This is a genomic window from Nonomuraea sp. AD125B, from assembly GCF_041402765.1.
GTDB lineage: Bacteria > Actinomycetota > Actinomycetes > Streptosporangiales > Streptosporangiaceae > Nonomuraea > Nonomuraea bangladeshensis.
Window position 1 is genome coordinate 305,885 of sequence record NZ_JBGLOU010000005.1, and the last position, 22,461, is coordinate 328,345.

Annotated in this window: 16 protein-coding genes; 6 read left to right on the plus strand and 10 right to left on the minus strand. The window is 74.2% G+C overall.

The window, feature by feature from the left end; translation table 11 throughout:
* Positions 1-4: 4 nt before the first annotated feature.
* Positions 5-646 (plus strand): hypothetical protein, encoded by a 642-nt coding sequence (locus ACBR40_RS15920; RefSeq protein WP_371249201.1) that lies wholly within the window; start codon positions 5-7, stop codon positions 644-646.
* A gap of 314 nt (positions 647-960) precedes the next feature.
* On the opposite strand, the gene ACBR40_RS15925 is transcribed toward ACBR40_RS15920, so the two are convergent.
* Both ACBR40_RS15925 and ACBR40_RS15930 read right to left on the minus strand, forming a co-directional pair.
* Positions 961-2,235, minus strand: coding sequence for a beta-ketoacyl synthase (locus ACBR40_RS15925; protein ID WP_371249202.1), 1,275 nt, complete (start codon positions 2,233-2,235; stop codon positions 961-963).
* Complete coding sequence (locus tag ACBR40_RS15930; protein WP_091083047.1) at positions 2,232-2,483, minus strand: acyl carrier protein; 252 nt, start codon at positions 2,481-2,483, stop codon at positions 2,232-2,234. The genes ACBR40_RS15925 and ACBR40_RS15930 overlap by 4 nt, the downstream gene beginning before the upstream one ends.
* A 199-nt stretch (positions 2,484-2,682) precedes the next feature.
* On the opposite strand from ACBR40_RS15930, the gene ACBR40_RS15935 reads away from it, so the two are divergent.
* Positions 2,683-3,684, plus strand: coding sequence for a ketoacyl-ACP synthase III (locus ACBR40_RS15935; RefSeq protein WP_344204313.1), 1,002 nt, complete (start codon positions 2,683-2,685; stop codon positions 3,682-3,684).
* A gap of 32 nt (positions 3,685-3,716) precedes the next feature.
* Here ACBR40_RS15935 and ACBR40_RS15940 read toward each other — a convergent pair whose 3' ends face one another.
* The 3 genes from ACBR40_RS15940 to ACBR40_RS15950 are packed head-to-tail and all read right to left on the minus strand — an operon-like array spanning position 3,717 to position 8,022.
* Positions 3,717-5,672, minus strand: a complete 1,956-nt coding sequence (locus ACBR40_RS15940; RefSeq protein WP_344204316.1) for an ABC transporter ATP-binding protein — start codon at positions 5,670-5,672, stop codon at positions 3,717-3,719.
* Entirely contained in the window at positions 5,669-7,402 is a 1,734-nt protein-coding gene (locus ACBR40_RS15945) for an ABC transporter ATP-binding protein (protein ID WP_344204319.1), read from the minus strand. The genes ACBR40_RS15940 and ACBR40_RS15945 overlap by 4 nt, the downstream gene beginning before the upstream one ends.
* Complete coding sequence (locus tag ACBR40_RS15950) at positions 7,402-8,022, minus strand: TetR/AcrR family transcriptional regulator (RefSeq protein ID WP_371249203.1); 621 nt, start codon at positions 8,020-8,022, stop codon at positions 7,402-7,404. The genes ACBR40_RS15945 and ACBR40_RS15950 overlap by 1 nt, the downstream gene beginning before the upstream one ends.
* Positions 8,023-8,158: 136 nt before the next feature.
* On the opposite strand from ACBR40_RS15950, the gene ACBR40_RS15955 reads away from it, so the two are divergent.
* The 3 genes from ACBR40_RS15955 to ACBR40_RS15965 are packed head-to-tail and all read left to right on the plus strand — an operon-like array spanning position 8,159 to position 10,924.
* The gene (locus ACBR40_RS15955; protein WP_344204324.1) at positions 8,159-9,304 is read left to right on the plus strand and encodes a Gfo/Idh/MocA family oxidoreductase; all 1,146 of its coding nucleotides are present in this window, start codon (positions 8,159-8,161) and stop codon (positions 9,302-9,304) included.
* The gene (locus tag ACBR40_RS15960; protein WP_371249204.1) at positions 9,297-10,205 is read left to right on the plus strand and encodes a PmoA family protein; all 909 of its coding nucleotides are present in this window, start codon (positions 9,297-9,299) and stop codon (positions 10,203-10,205) included. Before ACBR40_RS15955 ends, ACBR40_RS15960 begins: the two co-directional genes overlap by 8 nt.
* The gene (locus tag ACBR40_RS15965; protein WP_371249205.1) at positions 10,202-10,924 is read left to right on the plus strand and encodes a cupin domain-containing protein; all 723 of its coding nucleotides are present in this window, start codon (positions 10,202-10,204) and stop codon (positions 10,922-10,924) included. Before ACBR40_RS15960 ends, ACBR40_RS15965 begins: the two co-directional genes overlap by 4 nt.
* On the opposite strand, the gene ACBR40_RS15970 is transcribed toward ACBR40_RS15965, so the two are convergent.
* The 3 genes from ACBR40_RS15970 to ACBR40_RS15980 all read right to left on the minus strand — a co-directional run bounded on the left by ACBR40_RS15970 (position 10,896) and on the right by ACBR40_RS15980 (position 15,836).
* Positions 10,896-11,927, minus strand: a complete 1,032-nt coding sequence (locus tag ACBR40_RS15970; RefSeq protein WP_371249206.1) for a LacI family DNA-binding transcriptional regulator — start codon at positions 11,925-11,927, stop codon at positions 10,896-10,898. The two genes, ACBR40_RS15965 and ACBR40_RS15970, sit on opposite strands and share 29 nt — an antisense overlap.
* A gap of 41 nt (positions 11,928-11,968) precedes the next feature.
* Positions 11,969-12,364: a hypothetical protein gene (locus tag ACBR40_RS15975; RefSeq protein WP_344204334.1), complete on the minus strand. Its 396-nt coding sequence runs from the start codon at positions 12,362-12,364 to the stop codon at positions 11,969-11,971.
* Positions 12,365-12,494: 130 nt separating this feature from the next.
* On the minus strand, positions 12,495-15,836 hold the full coding sequence (locus tag ACBR40_RS15980; protein WP_371249207.1) for a S8 family serine peptidase: 3,342 nt from the start codon (positions 15,834-15,836) through the stop codon (positions 12,495-12,497).
* A gap of 281 nt (positions 15,837-16,117) precedes the next feature.
* On the opposite strand from ACBR40_RS15980, the gene ACBR40_RS15985 reads away from it, so the two are divergent.
* Complete coding sequence (locus tag ACBR40_RS15985) at positions 16,118-18,133, plus strand: sensor histidine kinase (RefSeq protein ID WP_371249208.1); 2,016 nt, start codon at positions 16,118-16,120, stop codon at positions 18,131-18,133.
* Between the two features lie 253 nt (positions 18,134-18,386).
* Here the strand turns inward: ACBR40_RS15985 and ACBR40_RS15990 are convergent, their stop codons facing one another.
* Together ACBR40_RS15990 and ACBR40_RS15995 are read right to left on the minus strand one after the other, a co-directional pair.
* Positions 18,387-19,970 carry a protein kinase gene (locus ACBR40_RS15990; protein WP_371249209.1) on the minus strand — a complete coding sequence of 528 codons (1,584 nt, stop codon included), beginning with the start codon at positions 19,968-19,970 and terminating at the stop codon, positions 18,387-18,389.
* A 75-nt stretch (positions 19,971-20,045) separates the two neighbouring features.
* Entirely contained in the window at positions 20,046-22,454 is a 2,409-nt protein-coding gene (locus ACBR40_RS15995) for a SpoIIE family protein phosphatase (protein ID WP_371249210.1), read from the minus strand.
* Positions 22,455-22,461: the final 7 nt, after the last annotated feature.

Consider the following 22,461-nt stretch of genomic DNA (forward strand, 5'->3'; position numbering starts at 1 on the left):
AGACATGCGCCGATTCATCGCCGTCATCGCCGCCGGAACGGCCACAGCCGTGCTGCCGCTCGCCGCGTCGAACCCGGCCTTCGCCGCTCCCGCTCCCGACGTACCTGCGCCCGCTCCGATCGCGGCCGGACCCGCGCCCGAGCCCGCGCCTGCGCCGGAGCCGGCCGCCGCGCCCGAGCCGGCCGTCGACCAGGCCGCCGCACCCGAGCCCGCCGCCGACGAGGCCGCCGCGCCCGAGCCGGCCGTGGACGAGGCTGCGGCGCCCGAGCCGGCCGCCGCGCCTGAGCCCGCCGTGGACGAGGCCGCCGCTCCCGAGCCCGCCGCCGACGAGGCCGGCGCGCCCGAGCCGGCCGCTGACGAGGCGGGCGCGCCTGAGCCCGCCGCCGACGAGGCCGTCGTGGACGCGGCTGCGGCGCCCAAGCCCGCCGTTGAAGAGGTCTCCGCGCCCGAGCCCGCCGCCGACGAAACCGGCGCGCCCGACCCGGCCGCCGACGAGGCCACCGCACCGGAGCCCGCCGCCGACGAGGCCACCGCTCCCGAGCCCGCCGCCGACGAGGCCGCCGCTCCCGAGCCCGCCGCCGACGAGGCCGCCGCTCCCGAGCCCGCCGCTGACGAGGCCGCCGCTCCCGTGCTCGCCGACGTGTAAGGCCCGAAGCCGCGTTGGCCAGGCCGATCCCGTGCCCGGCGCCGACATGTCCACGCCCGGCACGCAACGGGTCCCGGCCTGATCCGGCCCGCCCCAGCAGCCCGACGCTGCTGCTCCGCACGGGCGGCGCCTCCCGCGGCCGGTCGGTGGGCGGTCTCGGCTGACCAGCCCGCCACCCGCCGGCCCCGGCGGCCCGGACCCGGCCCCGTCACCTGACGGGCGCCCGCCGGCCCGGAGCCCGCCGCCTCACAGACCCGGCCGGTCCCGGCTCACATACTTGGTGAGCTGGACCGACCGGGTCTGTCGGCATGTGGTCAGGACGGTACGGGCGAGAAGATCAGGGTGGCATTGTGGCCGCCGAAGCCGAAGGAGTTGGACATGACCGGCGCGGCCGGCATGGGCCGGGCCTCGGTGACGACGTCGAGGTCGCACTGCGGGTCGAGGACGCTCAGGTTGGCCGTCGGCGGGACGGCGCGCTCGTTCAGCGCGAGGACGGCGGCCACCGCCTCGATGGCCCCGGCGGCGCCGATCGCGTGCCCGGTCACCCCTTTGGTGGAGGTCACCGGCACCCGTACCGTCCCGAACACCTGGTTGATCGCCCGCGCCTCGGCCAGGTCGTTGAGCGGGGTGCTGCTGCCGTGCGCGTTGACGTGCGCGATCTCGCCCGGCGTCAGCCCCGCGTCGGCGAGTGCGGCGCGCATGCAGCGGGCGGCCCCGTCGCCCTGCTCGGGCGGCGCGGTGATGTGGTGGGCGTCGGAGGAGAACCCGAGCCCCGACAGCTCACCGTAGATGTGGGCGTCCCGGGCGAGGGCGTGCTCCAGGTTCTCCAGGACGACGAACGCGGCCCCCTCCGCCAGCACGAACCCGTCGCGGTCCCGGTCGAAGGGCCGGCTGGCCCGTTCCGGCGCGTCGTTGCGCAGCGAAAGGGCGCGGCAGCGTTCGAAGGCCAGCAGCACGGACGGCGTGATGGACGCCTCGGCGCCGCCGGCGATGACCAGGTCGGCGGTGCCGTCGCGGACCAGCCGGGTGGCCTCGGCGATGGCGTGGGCGCCGGAGGCGCAGGCGGTGGCCACGGACAGGCTGGGGCCGAGGATCCCGTGGCGGATGCTGATCGCGGCCGCCATCGCGTTGTGCATGACCATCGGGACGTGCAGCGGGCCGGGGTTGCCGCGGCCCGCGTGGCGGCCGGAGAGCAGCCCGGCCTCGTAGGTCAGGGCGCCGCCGAAGCCGCTGCCGGTGACGACGGCCTGCCGCTCGGGCGGCGTGCGCACCGGTCCCGCGTCGTCCACGGCGTCGTCCATCGCGTCGCCGGCCGCGCAGACCGCGAGCTGCGCCACGCGGTCCAGGCGGGAGGCCTGCTTGGGCGTCAGGTAGCCCTCGACGTCCAGGCCGGTGACCTCGCAGGCGAACGTGGCGCCGAGCCCTTCGGTGTCGAAGGAGGTGATGCGGCGCGCGGTGGAGCGGCCGGCGAGCAGCGCGTCCCACAGCTCCTTGGGGTGCGCGCCGGCCGGGGTGCGCACGCCCAGCCCGGTGACGGCCACCCGGGCGCGCGGCCTTGCCGCCGCCCCGCCGCCGGTCGCCGGGCTCATCCCAGACGCTCCGGCGCCAGCTCGCGGGCGCGGGCCAGCACGTCGCCCACGGTCCGTACGTCGGCGAAGGCCTCACGCGGCAGCGGCCCCCACTCGTCCTCCAGCGTGACGTGCAGCTCGGCCAGGTCGAGGCTGTCGGCCTCCAGGTCCTCGCGCAGCAGGGCGTCCTCGGTGACCCTCATGGGATCGACCTTGAGGATGTGCGCGCAGCGTTCGCGCACCACCGCCAGGATCTCTTCGTCGCTCACGTCGGGCTCCCTTTCGCGCAGGTCAGCGTGATGGCCGTGCCGCCTAGCCTGGCCGATGGCAGGAAAGATGATCACTTGTGACGCGAGGTCCGCCGTTAAGGAATTGATCAAGTCTGCCCGGTCGGCGGTGCGCGGTCCCGGCGGCCTCCGGCGCGCTCCCTAGGGTGGGCGTCCACGGGGACACAAGGGGGGAATGGGCATGCGCTACGCCCACGTGGCCGGGGTGGCCGTTCACCTGCCGGAGCGGACGCTCACCAGTGCCGAGCTGGAGGAGGAGCTCGCCGCCCGCAATCCTGGGGCGCACGTGCCGCGCGGCCTGATCGAGCACGCCACGGGCGTACGGCGACGGCATGTGGCCGAGCCCGGCCAGACGGTCGCGGGGCTGGCCGCGCGGGCCGCCCGCAAACTGCTGGAGGAGACCGGCCACACGCCGCCGGCCCTCGACCTGATCATCTTCGCCGGGGTGAGCACGGACGTCGTCGAGCCCGCCAACGCGCACATCGTGGCCGCCGAGCTGGGCGCGGACTGCCCGGTGTTCGACGTGCGCAACGCCTGCAACAGCGTGCTGAACGCGATCGAGCTGGCCGAGACGCTGATCACGGCGGGCCGCTACCGCACGGTGCTCATCGCCTGCGGCGAGCGGGCCAGCTCGGCCATCCGCTGGCGGATCGGCCCGGACGACGAGTTCAGCGCGGCGATCCCCTCCTACACCGTCTCGGACTCGGGCACGGCGCTGCTGCTGCAGGCGGCGACCACGCCGGGCGTGCTGGGGCACCGGTTCTGCGCGTACTCGCCGGCCTGGCGCTCGGCGCGGGTCCCGGTCACGCCGCTGCCGGAGGGCGGGCTGGAGATCGGCGTCTTCACCGTCGACTTCCCGGAGCTCGCCATCGGCATGTGCAAGCTCGACCTGGACGTGCTGCGGCGCCCGCTGACCGACCGGGGCCTGGACTGGGACGACCTGGCCGCCATCTGCGTCCACCAGGCGTCGCTGCCGTCCCTGCACGCCTTCTGCGAGCTGGCCGGGATCCCGGTGGGCCGGGTCGAGGTGACGATCGAGGAGCACGGCAACCTGGTGGCCTCCAGCCTTCCCGTGCAGCTCCACCAGGCGATCAGGGCCGGCCGCGTACGGCGCGGCGACCTGGTCGCCCTGGTGGGCCTGGCGGGCGGGGTGAGCGCGGGCACCGTGCTTCTACGCTGGTGACCGGCCCGCCCCGCCGGTGACGGCCGGAGCCGCTAGTCCATCTCCACCACGGCCGCGGCGAACTGGGCGGAATAGAGCCGGGCGTAGGCGCCGCCGGCCGCGAGCAGCGACTCGTGCGTGCCCTGCTCGACGATCCGCCCGTTCTCCATGACCAGGATGAGGCTGGCGTCGCGGATCGTGGAGAGCCGGTGGGCGATGACGAAGCTCGTACGGCCCTCGCGCAGGGTGCTCATCGCCCGCTGGATGAGCACCTCGGTCCTGGTGTCGACCGAGCTGGTGGCCTCGTCCAGGATGAGGATCGCCGGGTCGGACAGGAACGCGCGGGCGATGGTGATGAGCTGCTTCTCGCCCGCGCTGACCGTGCCGCCCTCCTCGTCGAGCACGGTGTCGTAGCCGTCGGGCAGGGTGTGCGCGACGCGGTCGACGTGCGCGGCCTGCGCGGCGGCCTCGATGCGCTCGCGGGTGGCCTTCTCGCCGCCGTAGCCGATGTTCTCCGCGATCGTGCCGCCGAACAGCCAGGTGTCCTGGAGCACCATGCCGATGTTGCCGCGCAGCTCCTCGCGGGACATCGTGGCGATGTCGACGCCGTCGAGCGTGATGCGGCCGCCGGTCACCTCGTAGAAGCGCATGATGAGGTTGACCAGCGTGGTCTTGCCCGCTCCCGTGGGGCCCACGATGGCGACCGTCTGTCCGGGCTCGACGGTGAGCGACAGGTTCTCGATCAGCGGCCGCTCGGGGTCGTAGCGGAAGGACACGTCCTCGAACGCCACCCGGCCCCTGACCTGCTCGGGGCGGGCCGGCTGGGCGGGCTCCGGCGACTGCTCGGGGGCCTCCAGCAGCTCGAAGACGCGCTCGGCCGAGGCGACGCCCGACTGCACCAGGGCCGCCATGCCGGCCACCTGCATGAGCGGCTGGCTGAACTGGCGCGAGTACTGGATGAACGCCTGCACGTCGCCCAGCGAGATCGAGCCCGAGGCCACCTTGAGCCCGCCGACCACGGCGACCAGCAGGTAGTTGAGGTTGCCGATGAACATCATCGCCGGCTGGATGACGCCGGAGATGAACTGGGCGCGGAAGCTGGAGTCGTACAGGGCGTCGTTGTGCCGGTCGAAGGTCTCGGCGGCCTCGCGCTGCCGGCCGAACACGCTGACCAGCGTGTGACCGCCGTACATCTCCTCGATGTGGCCGTTGAGCTGGCCGGTGGAGGCCCACTGCTTGACGAACTGCGGCTGCGAGCGCTTGCCGATCGCCGCGGTGACGTAGACCGTGACCGGCACCGTGACCAGCGCGATGAGCGCCAGCACGGGCGAGATCCAGAACATCATCGCGAGCACCGCGACCACGGTCAGCACCGACGAGACGAGCTGGCTCATCGTCTGCTGGAGCGACTGGGCGATGTTGTCGGTGTCGTTGGTGGCGCGGCTCAGCACCTCGCCGCGCGGCTGGCCGTCGAAGTAGCTGAGCGGCAGCCGGGACAGCTTGGTCTCGATCCGCTCGCGCAGCCGGTACGCGGCCCGCTGCACGACCGTCGTGGTCAGCCGGAACTGGGCGACGCCGAGCAGCCCCGCCAGCACGTAGACCGCGAGCGCCCAGGCCAGCACGTACGCGAGCGCGTCGAAGTCGATGCCCTGGCCGGGCACCACGTGCATGGCCGCGACCATGTCGGCGAAGGTGTCCTGGCCGCGGGCGCGCAGCCCGGCCACGGCCTGCTCCTTGGTGACGCCGGCGGGGAGCTGGGCGCCGATGATGCCGGAGAAGATCAGGTCGGTGGCCCGGCCGAGGATCTTGGGCCCGGCCACGGTCAGCGCGACGCTGGCGGTGCCGAGGGCGAGGACGACGGCGAGCAGCCTGCGTTCCGGGCGCAGCAGCAGCATCAGGTTGCGGAGCGTCCCGCGGAAGTCGGAGGGCTTCTCGGCGGGCCCGCTCATCATGCGGCCGGGGCCGAACGCGGGTTGCGGGCGGCGCGCGGGCGCCTGCGCGGCGGTCATGCTGCCTCCTGTTCGGTGAGCTGGGACAGCACGATCTCCCGGTACGTCGGGCAGTCGTCCATCAGCTCGGCGTGGGTGCCGGTGCCGACCAGGCGGCCGTCGTCGAGCACGAGGATGCGGTCGGCGTCGCGGATCGTGCTGACGCGCTGGGCGACGATGACGATCGTGGCGTCGGCGATCTCCTCGGTGAGCGCGGCCCGCAGCCGGGCGTCGGTGGCGTAGTCGAGGGCGGAGAAGGAGTCGTCGAACAGGTAGATCTCGGGCCGGTGCACGAGGGTCCTGGCGATGGCCAGGCGCTGGCGCTGGCCGCCGGAGACGTTGGTGCCGCCCTGGGAGATGGGCTCCTCCAGGCCGCCGGGCATGGCCTCGACGAAGTCGCGGGCCTGGGCGATCTCCAGGGCGCGCCACAGCTCCTCGTCGGTGGCGTCGGGGCGGCCGTAGCGCAGGTTGGAGGCGACGGTGCCGGAGAACAGGTAGGGCGTCTGCGGGACCAGGCCGACCGCGCGGGAGAGCGCGGCCGGGTCGAGCTCGCGTACGTTGACGCCGTCGACCAGCACCTCGCCGGCGCTCGCGTCGAACAGCCGCGGGATGAGGTTGAGCAGGGTGGTCTTGCCGCTGCCGGTGCTGCCGATGATCGCGGTGGTGCGGCCGGGCCGGGCCGTGAAGCTCACGCCGGACAGCACCGGCTCCTCGGCGCCGGGGTAGCGGAAGTCGACCGAGCGCAGCTCCAGCTCGCCGATGCGGCGCTCCGGCGTGACGGGCTCGGCCGGCGGGCGCACGGTGGGCTCGGTGCCCAGCACCTCCTCGATGCGCTCGGCGCACACCTCGGCGCGCGGGATCATCATGAACATGAACATCGCCATCATGACCGACATGAGGATCTGCATGAGGTAGGAGATCACCGCGGTGAGCGCGCCGACCTCCATGTCCCCGCCGGCGATGCGGTGGCCGCCGAACCAGACGACGGCGACGCTGGAGAGGTTGACGACCAGCATGACGGTGGGGAACATCAGCGCCATCAGCCGGCCGACGCGCAGCGAGACGTCCGTCAGCTCGTCGTTGGCGACGCCGAAGCGCTCGTGCTCGTGGGTGTCGCGCACGAAGGCGCGGATGACCCTGATGCCGGTGATCTGCTCGCGCAGCACCTGGTTGATGCGGTCGATGCGCTCCTGCATCGTACGGAACAGCGGCCGCATGCGCGCGACGACCAGCGCCACGATGACGATCATCAGCGGCAGCGCGACCAGCAGCAGCGACGACAGCGCGACGTCCTGGTTGAGCGCCAGCACGATGCCGCCGACGCACATGATCGGCGCCGCGACCATCATGGTGAAGGTCATGAGGACGAGCAGCTGGATCTGCTGCACGTCGTTGGTGGTCCGGGTGATCAGGGACGGCGCCCCGAACTTGTTGACCTCCTGGACGGAGAAGGCCTGCACCCGGTGGAAGATCGCGGCCCGCATGTCGCGGCCGAGGGCCATGGAGGTGCGGGCGCCGTAGTAGACGGCGACGATCGAGCAGATGACCTGCACGAGCGTCACGCCGAGCATCACCAGCCCGACGCGCATGATGTAGGCGGTGTCGCCCTTGACGACGCCGTCGTCGATGATGTCGGCGTTCAGTGTGGGGAGATAGAGCGTGGCCAGCGTCTGCACGAACTGGAAGAGGACGACGAGCGTGATCTCTTTCCCGTACGGCCTGAGCTGGACCCGCAGGAGGCGGAGCAGCATCAAGGGGCGCTTTCTGTGGGTGGGGTGGGTAAGGGCCGCACGAGCAGCCCGTCGAGCAGGACGGAGACGGTCTCCGCGTCGTCCATGTCACCGAAGTCGCCCATGGCGAGGCCGTGGTGCACGCGCACCGCGACCAGCATGAGCAGCAGGTGCGCGGCGGCCTCGGGAGCGCGGCGCAGACGGTCGCGGTCGGGCTCCATGAGGGCGGCGAGGCCGTCCGCGATGCGGTTGCGGGAGTCGAACATCCGCTTGTGGAACTCGGCGTCCTCGGTCATCAGCTCGCGCGGGGCGGCCATGAGCCGGGCGTTGGCGTTCATGCCCTCGCGCAGCAGGGTGACCGCCCTGCACAGGCGTTCGCGCAGGTCGAGCGCCGGATCGATGGCCTTCAGCGCCTCCACGGCGGGCTCCGGGTCGAACGCGCTCATCAGCGCCGCCCGCAGCAGCGAGGCCTTGTCGGGGAAGACACCGAAGATCGTCCCCTCGGCCACGCCCGCGGCCTCGGCGATCTGCCGGGTGCTGAGCGCGGTGCCGTGCGCGCGCAGCAGGGGAACCGTGGCGGCGATGAGCACGGCACGACGGGCTTCCGGCGCCATGGCCGGCACTCTTCGCCGTTTCGTCATGGGGAGGAGTGTAATGAGCGAGTACTCACTCGTTCCACTCATTTATCGGGATGAGTCGTTGACAGGCCGCGGCCTCGGAAAATACGTTGGGCACGGAAAAGTGATCGATCACTTTCAACTGGTGTGAGGAGTGCCCGTGCCTTTACCGCCGACCCCGATCCGGGTCGCCGTCGCCGGAGCCGGCGGCATCGCGAGCGGCGTCCACCTGCCCGCCCTGGCCGCCGCGGGCGAGGCCGTCCGCGTCACCGCCGTCTGCGACCTCGACCCCGCCCGCGCCGGGGAGCTGGCGGACGCCCACGGCATCCCCGGCCGCTACACCGACCTGGCCGCCATGCTGGCCGCCGAGAGCCCTGACCTGCTCGTCGTCGCCACCCCGCCGGTCGCGCACCGGGAGGCGGTCATCGCCGGCCTGCGCGCGGGCGCGTGGGTGTGGTGCGAGAAGCCGCCCACGCTGTCGCTCGCCGAGTACGACGAGATCGCCGCCTGCGAGAAGGAGGGCGGCCCGTACGCGGCCTACGTCTTCCAGCACCGCTCCGGCAGCGCCGCGCGTCGGCTGCGCCGGCACCTCGCCACGGGCGAGCTCGGCCGGCCGCACGTCGCCGTCTGCAACACGCTCTGGTACCGCGGCCACGACTACTTCGAGGTGCCCTGGCGCGCGAAGTGGGCGACCGAGGGCGGCGGCCCCACCATGGGCCACGGCATCCACCAGATGGACCTGCTGCTCGACCTGCTCGGCGACTGGGACGAGGTGCACGCCGTGGCGGCCACGCTCGGCCGCCGCACCGAGACCGAGGACGTCTCGTTCGCCATCGTCAGGTTCGCGAACGGCGCCATCGGCTCGATCGTCAACAGCGTCCTGTCCCCGCGTGAGACGAGCTACCTGCGCTTCGACTTCACCGACGCCACGGTCGAGGTCGAGCACCTGTACGGCTACGACAACTCCCACTGGCGCTGGACCCCCGCGCCGCACGTCACCGACCAGGACAGGATCGCCGGCTGGCCGCCGGAGGAGGACGTGCCCAGCTCGCACCGGGCGCAGCTCGCCGAGGTGCTCGCCGCCATGCGCGCGGGCGAGCGCCCGCCCGCGTCCGGGGCCGACGGGCGCAGGGTGATGGAGCTGATCACCGGGATGTACCAGTCGGCCTTCACCGGCCGTCCCGTGACCCGGGCCGAGCTCGGCCCGCCGAATCCCTTCTACCACGCGCTCAACGGCGGCGACCCGGCCCGCGCCGCCGCCGTCCTGCGCCGTGACGAGCACGAGGAGAGCAGCGACCGTGACTGACCGCGAGCTGGGCGTCCGCGACGAGGGCACGGCCCTCGCCGTCACCGCCGGCGAGGTGGAGATCGCCCGTTACGTCCACCGGCCCGACGCCCCCCAGGCCGAGGCGCCCAAGCCCTACCTGCATCCCCTGCGCAGCCTCAGCGGCGCGCCCCTGTCGTCCTACCGGCCCTGGGACCACCGCTGGCACAAGGGTCTCCAGATGACCTGGGCCCACCTGTCGGGGCAGAACTTCTGGGGCGGGCCCACGTACTCGGCGGAGCGTGACTACCAGATGGAGGACAACCTGGGGCAGATGCGCCACGTGGAGTTCACCGCCGTCTCCGCCGACGGCGACCGGGTCACCGTCGAGGAGACCCTGCACTGGGTGACCTCGGCCGGGGAGCACTGGATCACCGAGCGGCGGCGGCTGGCCTTTCACGGAGTGGACCCCGGGCGCGGGCTCTGGGCGCTGGACTTCGCCACCGAGCTGCGCAACGTCCGCGGCGGCGTCCTGGACTTCGGCAGCCCCACCACGCACGGCCGCCCCCTCGCCGGGTACGCGGGCTTCTGCTGGCGCGGCCCCCGCTCCTTCACCGGCGGCACGATCCTCGCGGCCGGCGGGCGCGGCGGCCCCGAGATGATGGGCGAGCAGGCCGACTGGCTGGCCATGGCCGGGCAGCACGACGAGATCGACGGCGGCGCCACCGTGCTCGTCCTCGCCGGGCGCTCCAGCGCGGCCGTGCCGATCAAGTGGTTCGTGCGGCGGGAGCCGTTCGCCGTGATCAGCCCCTCCCCCTCCTTCGACGAGGAGATCGCGCTGGCCCCCGGCGGCACGCTCGAACTCGCGCACCGGCACGTCTTCGTCGACCACGTGTGCGAGCGGGCCGAGCTGGACGAGCTGGGCGAGGAGTTCGCGCTGTGACCCCGCTCTTCCCCGGCGGCACCGCGATCAGCGACCTGTGCGTCTACGACTGGGCGTGCCCGGACGGCGGGCACGGCGGCACCCCGCACCTGCACACCGTCTCCACCGAGGCGTACGTCGTGACCGAGGGCCGCGGCGAGGTCCACACGCTGAGCGCCGCCGGCTTCGCTAGGGACCGGCTTGAGCCGGGCTCGGTGCTGTGGTTCTCCCCCGGCACCGTGCACCGGCTGGTCAACGAGGAGGGGCTGCGGCTGGTGGTGGTCATGCAGAACGCGGGGCTGCCCGAGGCCGGGGACGCCGTGCTGACCTTTCCGGCGGAGGTGCTGCGCGACCGCGAGGCGTACCTGGCCGCCGCCACGCTCCCCGCCGGCGGGTCGGAGGCCGAGCTGGCCGCGGCCGCCCGCGCCCGGCGCGACCTCGCGATCGCCGGCTTCGGGCAGCTCGTCGACGACGTCGGGCGGCGGGGCGGCGCGGCGCTGGCGGACCTGCACCGGCTCGCCGCCGACCTCGTCCGGCCCCGGGTGGAGGCGTGGACGGCGCTGTGGAACGAGACCGTCGCGGCCGAGACCGAGCGCACCCGCGCCCAGCTCGCGGCCCTCGCCGACGGCGACCCGGCCCACCTCGGCCAGGCCACCGTGGTCCGCACCACCCCCCGCCCGGGCCCACGCGCCTTCGGCATGTGCGGCCGGCTCAAGACATGGGCCCCTGTCCCGGACTGACCTGGCGCGGTGGCGGGCCCGCGGACTCGCGGACGATGACCTGGTTGAGCGGGCGCGCGGCGGGCTCGGGGGCCGGCTCGCCGCGCACTTCGGCGACCAGTCTGGCCACCGCCTCGCGGCCCTGGACCTCGCGGTCCACGGCCACCGTCGAGAGCGACGGGGTGGCGAAGCGGCCCAGCTCCTCGTCGTCCCAGCCGAAGACGCTGACGTCGCCGGGGACCCGCCAGCCGCGGGCGAGCGCGGCCCGCACCGCCCCCATCGCGACGTGGTCGTTGGCGGCCACGATCGCGGTCACGCCGCAGTCGTCGGGCAGGGCCTGGACGGCGTCGTAGCCGGACCGCGCGCTCCAGTCTCCGGCGGCGACGCCGTACGAGGTCAGCCCCCGGCTCTCGATGGTCTGCTCGTAGACGCGCTTGCGGTTGCGGGCGGAGGCGAAGCTCTGCGAGCCCGCGATGTGCAGGAAGACCCGGTGGCCGAGCCCCGCGAGGTAGTCGATGATCTCGGCGACCGGGGAGGCGTCGGCCAGCTCGTTGACGCCGCGCAGGTTGTCGTCGTAGTCGCCGGTGACGACCACGGGGACCGGGGCCCGCGCCGGGTCGAGGTCCAGCGGCGACAGCGACAGGATGCCCTCGACCTGCCCCGACGCCGCCAGCTCCAGCACCCGCTCGGCCCTCGCCGTGGCGTCGCCCTCGACGCTCACCACCTCCAGCTGGAAGCCCTCGGCGTGCGCGGCGGCCGAGGCGGCGCCGAGCAGGCGCACCGGCCACAGGTAGGCGGAGGCGGGCAAGGTGATCGCCAGCCGGTTGGTGCGGCGGGTGCGCATGGACCGGGCGACGAGGTTGGGCCGGTAGTTGAGCTCCTGGACGACCTCGTCGATCTTCCTGCGGGTCTCCGGCTTCAGCCCCTCGTTGTGGCGGAAGTAGCGGGAGACGGTCTGGTGGGAGACGCCGGCGCGCCGGGCCACCTCGTGGATCGTCACGCGCGGCGTGTCGGACCGGCCCACGGGACCCCCCTTCCGCGCCCTCGCGCTCCGTCCCGCCCAGCCTAGCGCCGCGTGTTCGGGTAGGCCGCCGAGCGCGCCCCCGCGAGGACGCGCAGGCGGCGCGCCAGGTGGCGGTGCCACCGGGCGAGCCGGAGGTCGGGCCCGTCGTCCAGGCCCGCGCAGCCGGCCAGCCGCTCCCGCAGGAGCGCGCAGCGCTCGTGCGCGGCGGCGAGCTTCAGCATGGCCTCCGACCTGCGCAGGGCCGCCGACCACACGCGCCGGGCGGCCTCGCCTGGATCGTGGCCGGGCAGCGGAAGCGGCTGCTCGCCCGGCTCGTACGCGCCCGCCCGGATGCGGACCAGCCGGTCCTGGATCAGCGCGCGGGCCTCCGCGGCCCGCCGGGCGTCGGCGGCGGCCGTCCTGGCCCGCTCGCCGTGACTCAGCGGCTCACGCCCCATCGCTCCTCCCGTACGCCAGGAAAAGCTCTCCGTCGTCATTCAGACACAGGCGGGAAGGGCTCGCAACCTCCTCGCCGGAATGCGCGCGGAAACGGGCCGCGGGCGGGGCGACGCCCGCGGCCCGGTCCTGTCACTGGACGTTGATCGTGTCCACCTCCACGGTGATGCCCTTGACCTGCGGTGTCGAGGTGGCCGTGGTCACCTTGCCGGCCCCCGCGCTGACGCCCTTGATCTTCATCGAGTAGGTCAGCGTCCCGCCGGGCGCGCCCGGCGTGCTCGTCACGACGAGGTCCTCGGTCGGCGGCCCGGAGATCTGGCTGCCGGCGGTGCCGTCGGCGTTCTCGGCGCCCACGGTCAGCCCCGCGCCGGCGGGCGGCGCGCCGGGCAGGTTGCCGGGGTCGTAGGCGTAGCTGATGTCCTCGGCGCCGTTCACGCCGATCCACTGCTGGAAGACCTTGAGGTCGCCGGTGCCGTACAGGTTGACCCGCCACTCGACGACCACCCACCGGTTGACGCCGTCCGTGAGGATGGTGGCGTAGACGCCGGGCGCGCCGGTGCCGTCGAGGTCGGTCCAGTAGGGGGCGAGGACGCCGTTCGGCCGCGCCGGGTCGGGCAGCGTCTGTGGCGTGAAGGAGATGTCGTCCGAGCCGTTCGTGCCGCCCGCGACGGTGTAGCCGTTGGAGACCACGCCGATCCTGTTGTAGGTCCGGCCGGCGAACGCGAACGCGGGCACGTTCAGGTTCACCGCCTGCTCGTCACCGATCGCGATCGGGGCGACGCCGAAGATGTCGAGCGGGATGTACCCGGCGGGGCCCGCGCCCGGCGCGATCACCGGCCGGTCGGGCTGCCGGGCGGCCAGCGTCGCCTTGGCGGTGGCGATCTGGGTGCCGACCTTGGTGGCCCCGGTCACGCTGTTCAGCCGCAGCCGCGCGTCGAGCGTGCTCAGCGCGGTGACCTCGGCCGCCTCCAGGCTGTTGTTCTGGACGGTGACGGTGCAGGTGGACTCGCCGGTGTTCCTGGCGATGGTCGCCGGCGCGCAGGTCTGCTCGACCGGGACGATGCCCTCCTGGCGGTAGAACGCCACCGGCAGGTGCAGCGCGCGCGAGCCGCCGACCTGCTTGAGGTCCACCTGCCCGAAGTACTGCCCGTCGGGCAGGTCGGGCGCGGTGATCACGACGTTGATCTTGGCGCTCTTGCCGGGCGCGACGGTGACGAGCGGCGGCACGACGGCGACGGCCGCGCCGCTGACCGTCCGGCCGGTGGCGGTGAAGACGAGCGTCTTGTTCGTGACGTTCTTGACGGTGCGCTTGACGGTGATGACGCCCGGCATGACGGGGGCGTTCACCGACGGCAGGTTGAGGTCGATGCGGCCGGCGGGGTCGGTCGCGGAGGCGGCGAAGTTCGCGGCGCTCTCGTCCAGGGTCAGGCCGGGGTCGCCGGCCTTGGTCAGGTCGATGCGCCCGCCGCCCATGTCGAACGGGTCTGCCGGGGTGGTCCCGTCCGGTTTGGTGACCGACGTCTTGCCGGTGGTCTCCAGCGCCGACTTGACCTGGCCCGGCGTCCAGTCCGGGTGCAGGGCGAAGACGAGCGCCGCCGCGCCGGCCACGTGCGGGGCCGACATCGAGGTGCCCGAGATGACCTGGAAGGAGTTGCCGGGCGGCCCTTCGAGCGGTGACTCGGGGGTCGGGGTCATGCCGGCCATGATGTGCAGGCCCGGCGCGGTCACGTCCGGCTTGAGGAAGTCGCCGCCGGGGCCGCGCGAGGAGAAGTACGTCATCCGGTCGCCCTGCCAGGCCGTCTTCGTGCCCTGGGTGAAGGAGACGGTGGCGCCCGGGTGGGAGGACAGGAACGCCAGCAGCGCGTCCGCCTCCGGCTTGTCGAGGTGCACCGTCGGGAGCCAGTGGGCGTCGGTGAAGACGTCGAACGGTACGGCGTTGTAGAGGATCATCCCGGCCGCGCCGCCCTGCTTGACGTTGTAGCCCTTCAGCACCCGGTTGGGCCCGCGCTCACAGGCGACGATCTTGCCGGTGAACAGCCCGGGGGGCGCGGGCGCGTCGCACAGCGGCCGCGAGTACGGCGGCGCCGAGGCGAGCACCACGGGCAGCGGCGAGGAGAGCCCCGCGGTGATGGAGGCGCCCTTGACCGTGGCCGTCGCGCCGCCGCCGCTCAGCGTGAGCGTCGACTGGAACGTACGGCCCTGCGTGGACGCGGCGACCGTGGTGACCCACGGGCTGCGGTGGTCGGTGGTGTTGGCGCCGGGCCCGGAGTTGCCGGCCGAGGCCGAGACGAGCACGCCGGCCGCGTACGCGTCGAGGAAGGCCAGCTCGACCGGGTCGCTGTAGGGGTCGCTGCCGCCGGAGATGGAGAAGTTGATCACCCGGACGCCGTCGAGGACGGCCCGCGCGACCGCCTGCGCCGAGTCGGACTGGTAGCAGCCTTCCGCGCCGCACACCTTGTAGACCGACACGGCCGCGCCGGGCGCGATGCCGTTGATCGGGCCGCGGCTGATGCCGAGCGGGTTGGCGTCGGCCACCGGACCCCCGGCCGACGTGGTGGCGGTGTGGGTGCCGTGGCCGTTGGAGTCGCGGGCGCTGTCGGGGTAGACGTCCCCGCCGACGACCTCGTTGTACGTCTCCAGGAACGCCCGCCCGCCGATGAGCTTGTTGTTGCAGGTGAACGGGTCGTTGGCGGGCGTCAGCGGGTTGTCGCCGAAGTCGCACTCACGCGGCGCGCCGTCCTTCGTGGGCGGCGGGGCGGGCAGGCCCGGCCGGGCGGCGAAGGACGGGTGCTCGGGCCAGGCGCCGCTGTCCAGGACGCCGACGATCACGCCCTTGCCGGCCGTGCCGCTGCCGCCGAGCTTCGGCCAGACGGTGTCGGCGCCGATGAAGGCCGGGCTGGAGTCGGTGAGCAGCTGCTCCAGCCTGTCCTCCTGGACGGCGGCGACGCCGGGCAGCTTCAGCACCTCGTCGGCCTTGTCGCCGGGGATGCGCAGCGCGATGCCGCCGTACACGGTCCTGATGCGCTGGCCGACGCTCGCGCCGGGCACCTTCGCGGCCAGCTCGGCGAGGAAGGCGTCCTCGACCTTCTGGATGTGGCCGGTGTACTTGCGGGCGTCGGCGCTGCCGGTGTCCAGGGCCTTGCCGGTGACGGCGGGGCTGGTGCCGGGCAGGCCGGGCAGGCCGCCGCGGTAGGCGGCGAGCGAGTCGTAGTCGAGCTTGACGACGACGTTGACGGGCTTCGTGGACGTGCCGCGGAGCAGGGCGGCGTCGCTCTTGGCGAGCTTGCCGGACGGGGACTTGGCGCCGTCCACCAGCTCGGCGCCGGTGAGCGGGATGGCCGTCCACTTCCCGGGCGGCGACGGTGACGGTTGCGGGGTGGCGAGCGCCGCCGGGCTCAGGGCCAGGACGGCGCTCAGGCCCGCGGCGACCGCCACGAGCCTGCGCACACGGGGTAACTGGGCGCTGGATGACACGAGAACCTCCTCGTCGAGGGGCTGCGTGGACCTCGTCCTGCCCGCTCGCGGAGGCGTCGCGTCACCCGGCGCGAAGGCATGCCGAAGAGAGCGACCCCTCCCCGGTGGGTGACGAGCGGAGCGTCCGCCCCGGTGGGGGCGGCTGGGCTCCGGACTGGAGTGTAACCAGGGAATCTCCGGCCGAGAACACGGTAGATCGTCCTAATCTGCGGCGTCGTACGATGGTGGCCGGCAGGACCGGGGATGACGTGCGGCTTCCCCAGGCAGACGGGACGGGCACGGTGACGGACACGCTATCCGCTTCGCGGGCTGGCTCGGACGCGGGCGGAGCGCGGTGGGCGGCCGGGGCGCTGGCCGCGCTCGCGGTGACGCTGACCGTCGCGGGAACCGTCGTGCAGTTGTCGGTGCCCCGGGAGTGGGCGCCGTGGCCGCCGTTCGTGCCGGACCACGCGGCGGGGCTGGCGTTCCCGCTGACCGGGGCGTTCCTGATCCGGCACCGGCCGCGGCTGCGCCTCGCCTGGCTGATGTGCGTGGGCGGGCTCGGCTCCTCCGTCGCCGTCATGGCCGTCGGGCTGCAGAACGCCTCGGCCGCCGGCGGCGACCTGGAGAGCGCCGGCTGGCTGCGCGTCGCGGCCGTGGCGGGCTGGACGGTGGCCGCGTGCACGCTGTCGGCCCTGCTGCCGCTGCTCTCCCCCGACGACCGGCTGCCGTCGCGGCGGTGGCTGCCGGTGGCGGTCCTGGCCGTGGCGGTGAACCTCGCCGAGGGCGTGCGCGGCGCCGTACGGCCCGCGCCGCCCACGAGCCGCTACCCCGAGGTCGTCCCCAACCCGCTCGCCGTCGAGGCCCTGGCCCCCTACAACGCGAGCCTGCAGGCCGGGCTGACGCTGGTGATGAACGCCTGCGTGGTGCTCGGGCTGCTGTCGCTGGTCGGGCGCATGCGGCGGGCGGCGCCCGCCGGGCGGCGGCAGATCGCCTGGCCGCTGTCGGCGTTCGTCGTCTACACCGCGTTCCTGCTGCTCGGGCAGGACTACTGGGCGCTCGTGACGATCTGGACGGCGGCGATCCCGGTGGCGATCGCGTTCGCGGTGCTGCGCCACCGCCTGTACGGCATCGACACCGTCATCAGCCGTACGGTCGTCGCGACCGGCCTCATCGTCACCGTCGGCGCGGTCTACTTCGGCGTCAGCGCGCTCGCCGGGCTGCTGCTGTCGGACTACGACCAGCTCGCCGGCCTCGCGGCCACGCTCGCGGCGGGCGCGCTGTTCCAGCCGCTGCGCGCCCGGCTGCGCCGGATGACCGACGCCATGCTGTACGGCCGGCACGGCCGCCCCGAGGAGCTGGCCAGGCGGCTCACGATCGAGGTGGGCGCCAGGGAGCCGGCGAACGCGCTGGCCGCCGTCACCTCAGTGGTGCGTGACGGGCTCGGCGTGACCGGCGTCGTCGTCGAGGTCGGCGGGGCGGGCGTGGACGGGCCCGGCAGGCCCGAGATGCGGGTGGAGCTGGGCGTGGCCGGGGCGGAGCCGCGGGTGGTGCCGCTGGTGTGGCACGGCGAACCGGTCGGCCGCATGCTCATCGGCCCGCCGGGGCCGCGCCGCTTCTCGGCCGCCTACACCGAACGGCTGATCGGGACGGCGGTCCCCTACGTCGCCGACGTGGCGCACGCCGTGCTGATGGCCGCCGACCTGCAACGTTCCAGGGAGCGCATCCTGACCGCCCGTGAGGAGGAACGCCGCAGGCTCCGCCGCGACCTGCACGACGGGCTCGGCATGGCGCTGACCAACATGGCGATGTCGCTCTCCATCGCCAGGACCAACCTGCGCCAGGCGCCCAGCGCGGCCGACGCGCTGCTGCTGGACCTGCGCAGCGGCATGGACGCGGTCAGCCAGGAGGTCCGCGAGCTGGTGTACGGCCTGCGCCCGCCCACCCTCGACGACCTCGGCCTGGCCGGGGCGGTACGCGCGCTCGCCGCCGAGCCGGGGCCGCCCGTGGAGGTCGTGGCCGAGGGCGAGACCGACGCCCTGCCCGCGGCGGTGGAGGTGGCCGCGTACCGGATCGCGCAGGAGGCCCTCACGAACGCGCGCAAGCACGCCGCCGCCGGGCACGTCACCGTGACGCTGGCCCGCTCGGAGCGGGCGCTGGTCGTACGGGTGCGCGACGACGGCAGGGGGCTGCCCGCGGCGCGGCGCTCCGGCGTGGGCTTCGCCTCGATGCGCGAACGGGCCGCCGAACTCGGCGGCACCTGCCTCATCACCTCGCCGGGGACGGGCACGCAGGTGGAGGCGGTCCTCCCGCTCTGAACGCCGCTCCGGCGGCGGGCCGGTGCCGCGGCGCGCGTCGCGCGCCGCGGCCCGGCCGGGCTGCCGTCAGGAGTTGCAGCCGCAGGAGCAGTCGGATGAGCATGAGCAGGACGAGCCGTGACCGCAGGAGCAGTTCCCCTTATTCGTGTCCATGCCTCGTATGTTCCTTGGGCGGTGCGTGCTCGACCTCACTTTGGGAGCACATGTTGCCGCCGCCGAGGGCACATGGACCGAACCTGGGCCGGTGGCCCCGTCACTTGTCGTGGCCCTTGGCGTGCCCCTTTCCCGGGAAGCCCGTCAGGCCCTTCTTGGCCTGGCCGGGCGGCACGAAGGGGGCGGCGTGCCTGCCGCGGGCGGACTGGCCCGGCGTGACGCCGGTGGTGGTCCTTCCGGTGCTCTCCCTGGTGCTCTTGCCGGTGTTCCGCCTGGTGTCGGTCCCCCCGGTCCGCCGGACGGCGACGGACCGTACCCGCAGGTCGGCTTCCCGCTTCGCGGCCGGTTGATCGGGAGTGCCCGGCTGGTCGGGGGTGCTGTGCTGGTCGGGGGTCGCGGGCTGCTCGGGGGTGTCGCGCTGTTCGGGGGTGCCGGTCTGCTGGGGGGTCGCGGGCTGCTCGGGCTTCTGGCGCTGGTCGGTGGTGGTCGCGGGCAGCGCCGCCTCGACCCGCTGCTCGACGCCGGCGGCGCCGGGCGGGCCGCCGTCGGCGGGCCAGCCGGTGACCGCGAGCACGGCCACGATCAGCGCCGCCACCCCCGCCACCTGCCGCAGTTGCCCGCTCCCGAGCCACCGCGCCGGTATCTCGGCCGCCCCGCTCCTGACGCCTCCCGCACCGGCCACGACAGGCTCGGGCATGACGCTGCCCGTCCTCGGGCCGGACAGCGGGAGCGCGGCGTGCTCCTCGGGATCGGGCGCGATGGCCCCCGTCTGCGGGGCCGGGAGGACGAGGCTCTGGGTCCGGGGGCCGGCGGGGGTGGCCGGTCGCGGCCGGGACGTGAGCGGGGCTGAGGGGTCGGCCGCGGCGACGCGGCGGAGGTGGCGGCGGGCGGCCTCGGCGGTCCAGCGCTGTTCCGGGTCCTTCTCCAGGAGCCCCATGAGCAGCGGCGCCAGCGGCCCGGCCAGCTCGAACGGCGCCGGCGCGGTGGTGAGCACCGCGCTGATCGTGGCCAGCGCGTTTCCCTGCTCGAACGGCGAACGCCCCTCCACCGCCGTGTAGAGCGTCACGCCCAGCGACCACAGGTCCGCCTCGGGCGTCGGCGGCCCGCCGCGCGCCCGTTCGGGGGCGATGTACGCGGGCGTCCCCACCACCATGCCCGCCTCGGTGAGCTCGGCCCGCCGCTCCACGCTGGTGGCCAGGCCGAAGTCGGTGAGCACGGCGTGGCTCCCGCCGGAGTCGAGCAGGATGTTGGCGGGCTTGACGTCCCGGTGCACGATGCCGGCGGCGTGCGCCGCCTCCAGGGCGTCCAGCACCTGCAGGCCGAGCGCGGCGACGGCGGCGGGCGGCAGCGACCCGCTCTCGCCGAGCACGTCGGCCAGGGTGGGCGCCGGGACGAGCTGGAGCACGATCCACGGCCGCTCGTCGGCCACGACCACGTCGTAGACGGTGGCGACGTTCGGGTGGCTCAGCCGCGCCGCGAGGCGGGCCTCGCTCATGGTGCGCCCGAGCAGCGCCTCGCGTTCGGACGGCGGCCGCTGGTCGAGGGTGACCTCCTTGACCGCGACCGCGCGGTCGAGGAGTTCGTCGTGGCCGCGCCAGACCCGGCCCATGCCGCCGTGGCCCAGCTCGGCCTGGAGCCGGTAGCGACCGGCCAGCAGCAGGCCTTCGTAACGCGAATCGGACATAGCGCCCGGCCTACCCGATCAATGCCCGCCCATGCGCGAACCGCCATAACGTCCCGGCCGCTTCTAAGGCGGGAGTCATGACGCGCCCGGCGCGATGAGCTGGATGCCGACCAGACAGGTGTCGTCGTCGGTGTCGGAGTTGCTGTGGGTCAGCATGTGGTCGAGGCGGTGCTCCAGCGAGGCCGCCGGATGGCCGGCCGTCCGCAGGAGCTGCTGCTGGGAGTGCTGCAGGGAGCGGTCGCGGCGTTCGATCAGCCCGTCGGTGTACATGAGGAGCGTGTCGCCGGGCACGAGCTGGATCCGGCTCTCCTCGTACGTGACCTCCGACAGCGCCCCCAGCAGGACGCCGCCGATGAGGTCGAGCTCGGCCACCTCGTCGCCGCGGATCAGGATGGGCGGCAGGTGCCCGCCCCGCGCCCAGCGCAGCACGCCGGTCTCCGGGTCGTACAGGCCGCAGATGGCGGTGGCCGTGACGTTCTCGGTCAGGTGGTGGGCCACCATGTTGAGCCAGGTCAGGAGCTGGCCGGGGCCCGCGCCGGTGGCGGCCAGGCCGCGCAGCGCGTTGCGCAGGACGACCATGCCGGTGGCCGCCTCGATGCCGTGCCCGGCCACGTCGCCGACGGACAGCAGGATCTGCTTGGACGGGAGGACCACGGCGTCGTACCAGTCGCCGCCGACCAGGTGCTCCTTCTCGGCGGGGCGGTAGCGGACGGCGATGTTGAGGTCGAACGCCTCCATCGGGCCACGGCTGGGCGGCATGATGGCCTGCTGGAGCTGGAGCGCCAGCCGGTTGCGCTCGGCGGCCTGCTGCTCGGTGTGGGCGAGCTGGTCGCGGGTGGCGGCCAGCGCCACCTCCGTCCAGTGCTGGGAGGACACGTCCTGGTAGGCCCCCCGCACCGCGAGCAGCCGCCCCTCGGGCGACAGCACGGGCTCGGCCACCACCCGGATGTGGCGGGCCATGCCGTCGGAGCGCTGCAGCCGGAACGCGGTCGAGGCGGGCCGCCGGTGGTGCAGCAGCGTCCGCAGGAACCGGCCGATGAGCACGGCGTCGTCGGGGTGGGCGTGGTCGGCCAGCCGTTCGAGCGGGATGGGCGACTCGCCGGGCTTCATCCCGTACAGGTCGTAGAGCTGCCGGTTCCAGGTGATCTCGCCCGACAGCGTGTTCTCCTCGAACCCGCCGATGCGGCCGAGCCGCTGGGCGTGCTGGAGCAGGCTCGCCAGGCGGGTGATCTCGTCCTGGAGCCGCCAGATGAGCAGCACGCCGTCGCCGTGCCGGGTGATGCTGACGCTGGCGAGGCTCGGCAGCGGCACGTCGTCCACGAGCGCGGTGAGCGTCATGTTCTCCGCCTTGAACGGCTCGCCGGTGGCGTGCACGTTCTCCACCACGGAGAACAGGCCGCCCTCGTCGGCCGCCAGCGGGTACGCCTCCAGCAGCAGCGACCCGGTCACCGCGCCCTTGGGCCGGCCCGCCGGGTCCACGAAGTGCGGGTTGGCGTGCGTGATGCGGAAGTCGGTGAGCCGGCCGTCGGCGTCGAGGTGCGGCTGCAGCACGAGCGCGGCGTCCGGCAGCGCCTCGGCGAGGCCGATCAGCTCCGCCTGCCCGGCGCCGCCGCCCGGCTCGACGGGCCGTTCGAGCACGTGGGAGCAGAGCTCGGCCAGCGCCTCGACCTGCTTGTGGACCTGCGGCGGCTGCGGGCCGACCGGGCCCGGCCAGCCGATCTCCAGCACGCCCATGATGCGGCCGCCGGTGCCCGCGGGCACGGTCACCCGGCCGCCGTCGGGCGTGAGGGTCATCCCGATCGACGGCAGCCCGACGTCGTCGAGCGAGCGGATCCACACGGCCTGGCGCTCGACGAGCGCGCTGCGGGCCGGGGTGTTGACGCCGGGCGGCACGTAGCGCCACCGGTCGGCCTCGACGGCGCTGAAGCCGGCGCTGGCGGCCAGAGTGAGCGAGCCGTCGGAGCCGACCGTCCAGACGGCGACGTTCGTCGCGCCGAGCGGCTTCAGCGCGTGCTCCAGCAGCGAGGCGGCCACGGCCTGCGCGTCCGGGGCCTCCACCATGCCGTTCTCGGCCGAGCGCAGCCGCACGGCCACGTCGGCCGCCTCGGCCGCCTCGGCCGCTTCCGCCTCGGCGGCGGCGCGGGCGGAGTCGAGGAACTCGCGCGTGGCCTCGCTGATGCGGTCCTGGGCGGCCTGGTTGATGATCTCGGCGGCCAGTTCGAGCTGGGTCACCCCGGCCTGCTCGGCGAGGAGTTCGAGCTGCTGCGCGGCCCCCGCCAGGCCGCACTGCAGCCGCTCGATGAGGATGCCCTTGGCCACCTCGATGAGCGCGCGGCCCTCGGCGGCGCGCTGGGCCTCCTGGATCTGCCTGCGCAACCGGTCGATGGTGACGGCCAGCCGCCCGAGGTTGCTCACCGCCGCGGCCTCGGACGGGGCGGGCGCCGGAAGGCCCGGCTCCTGCGGGCTGTGCACTGTGGGTCCCACTGTGGGG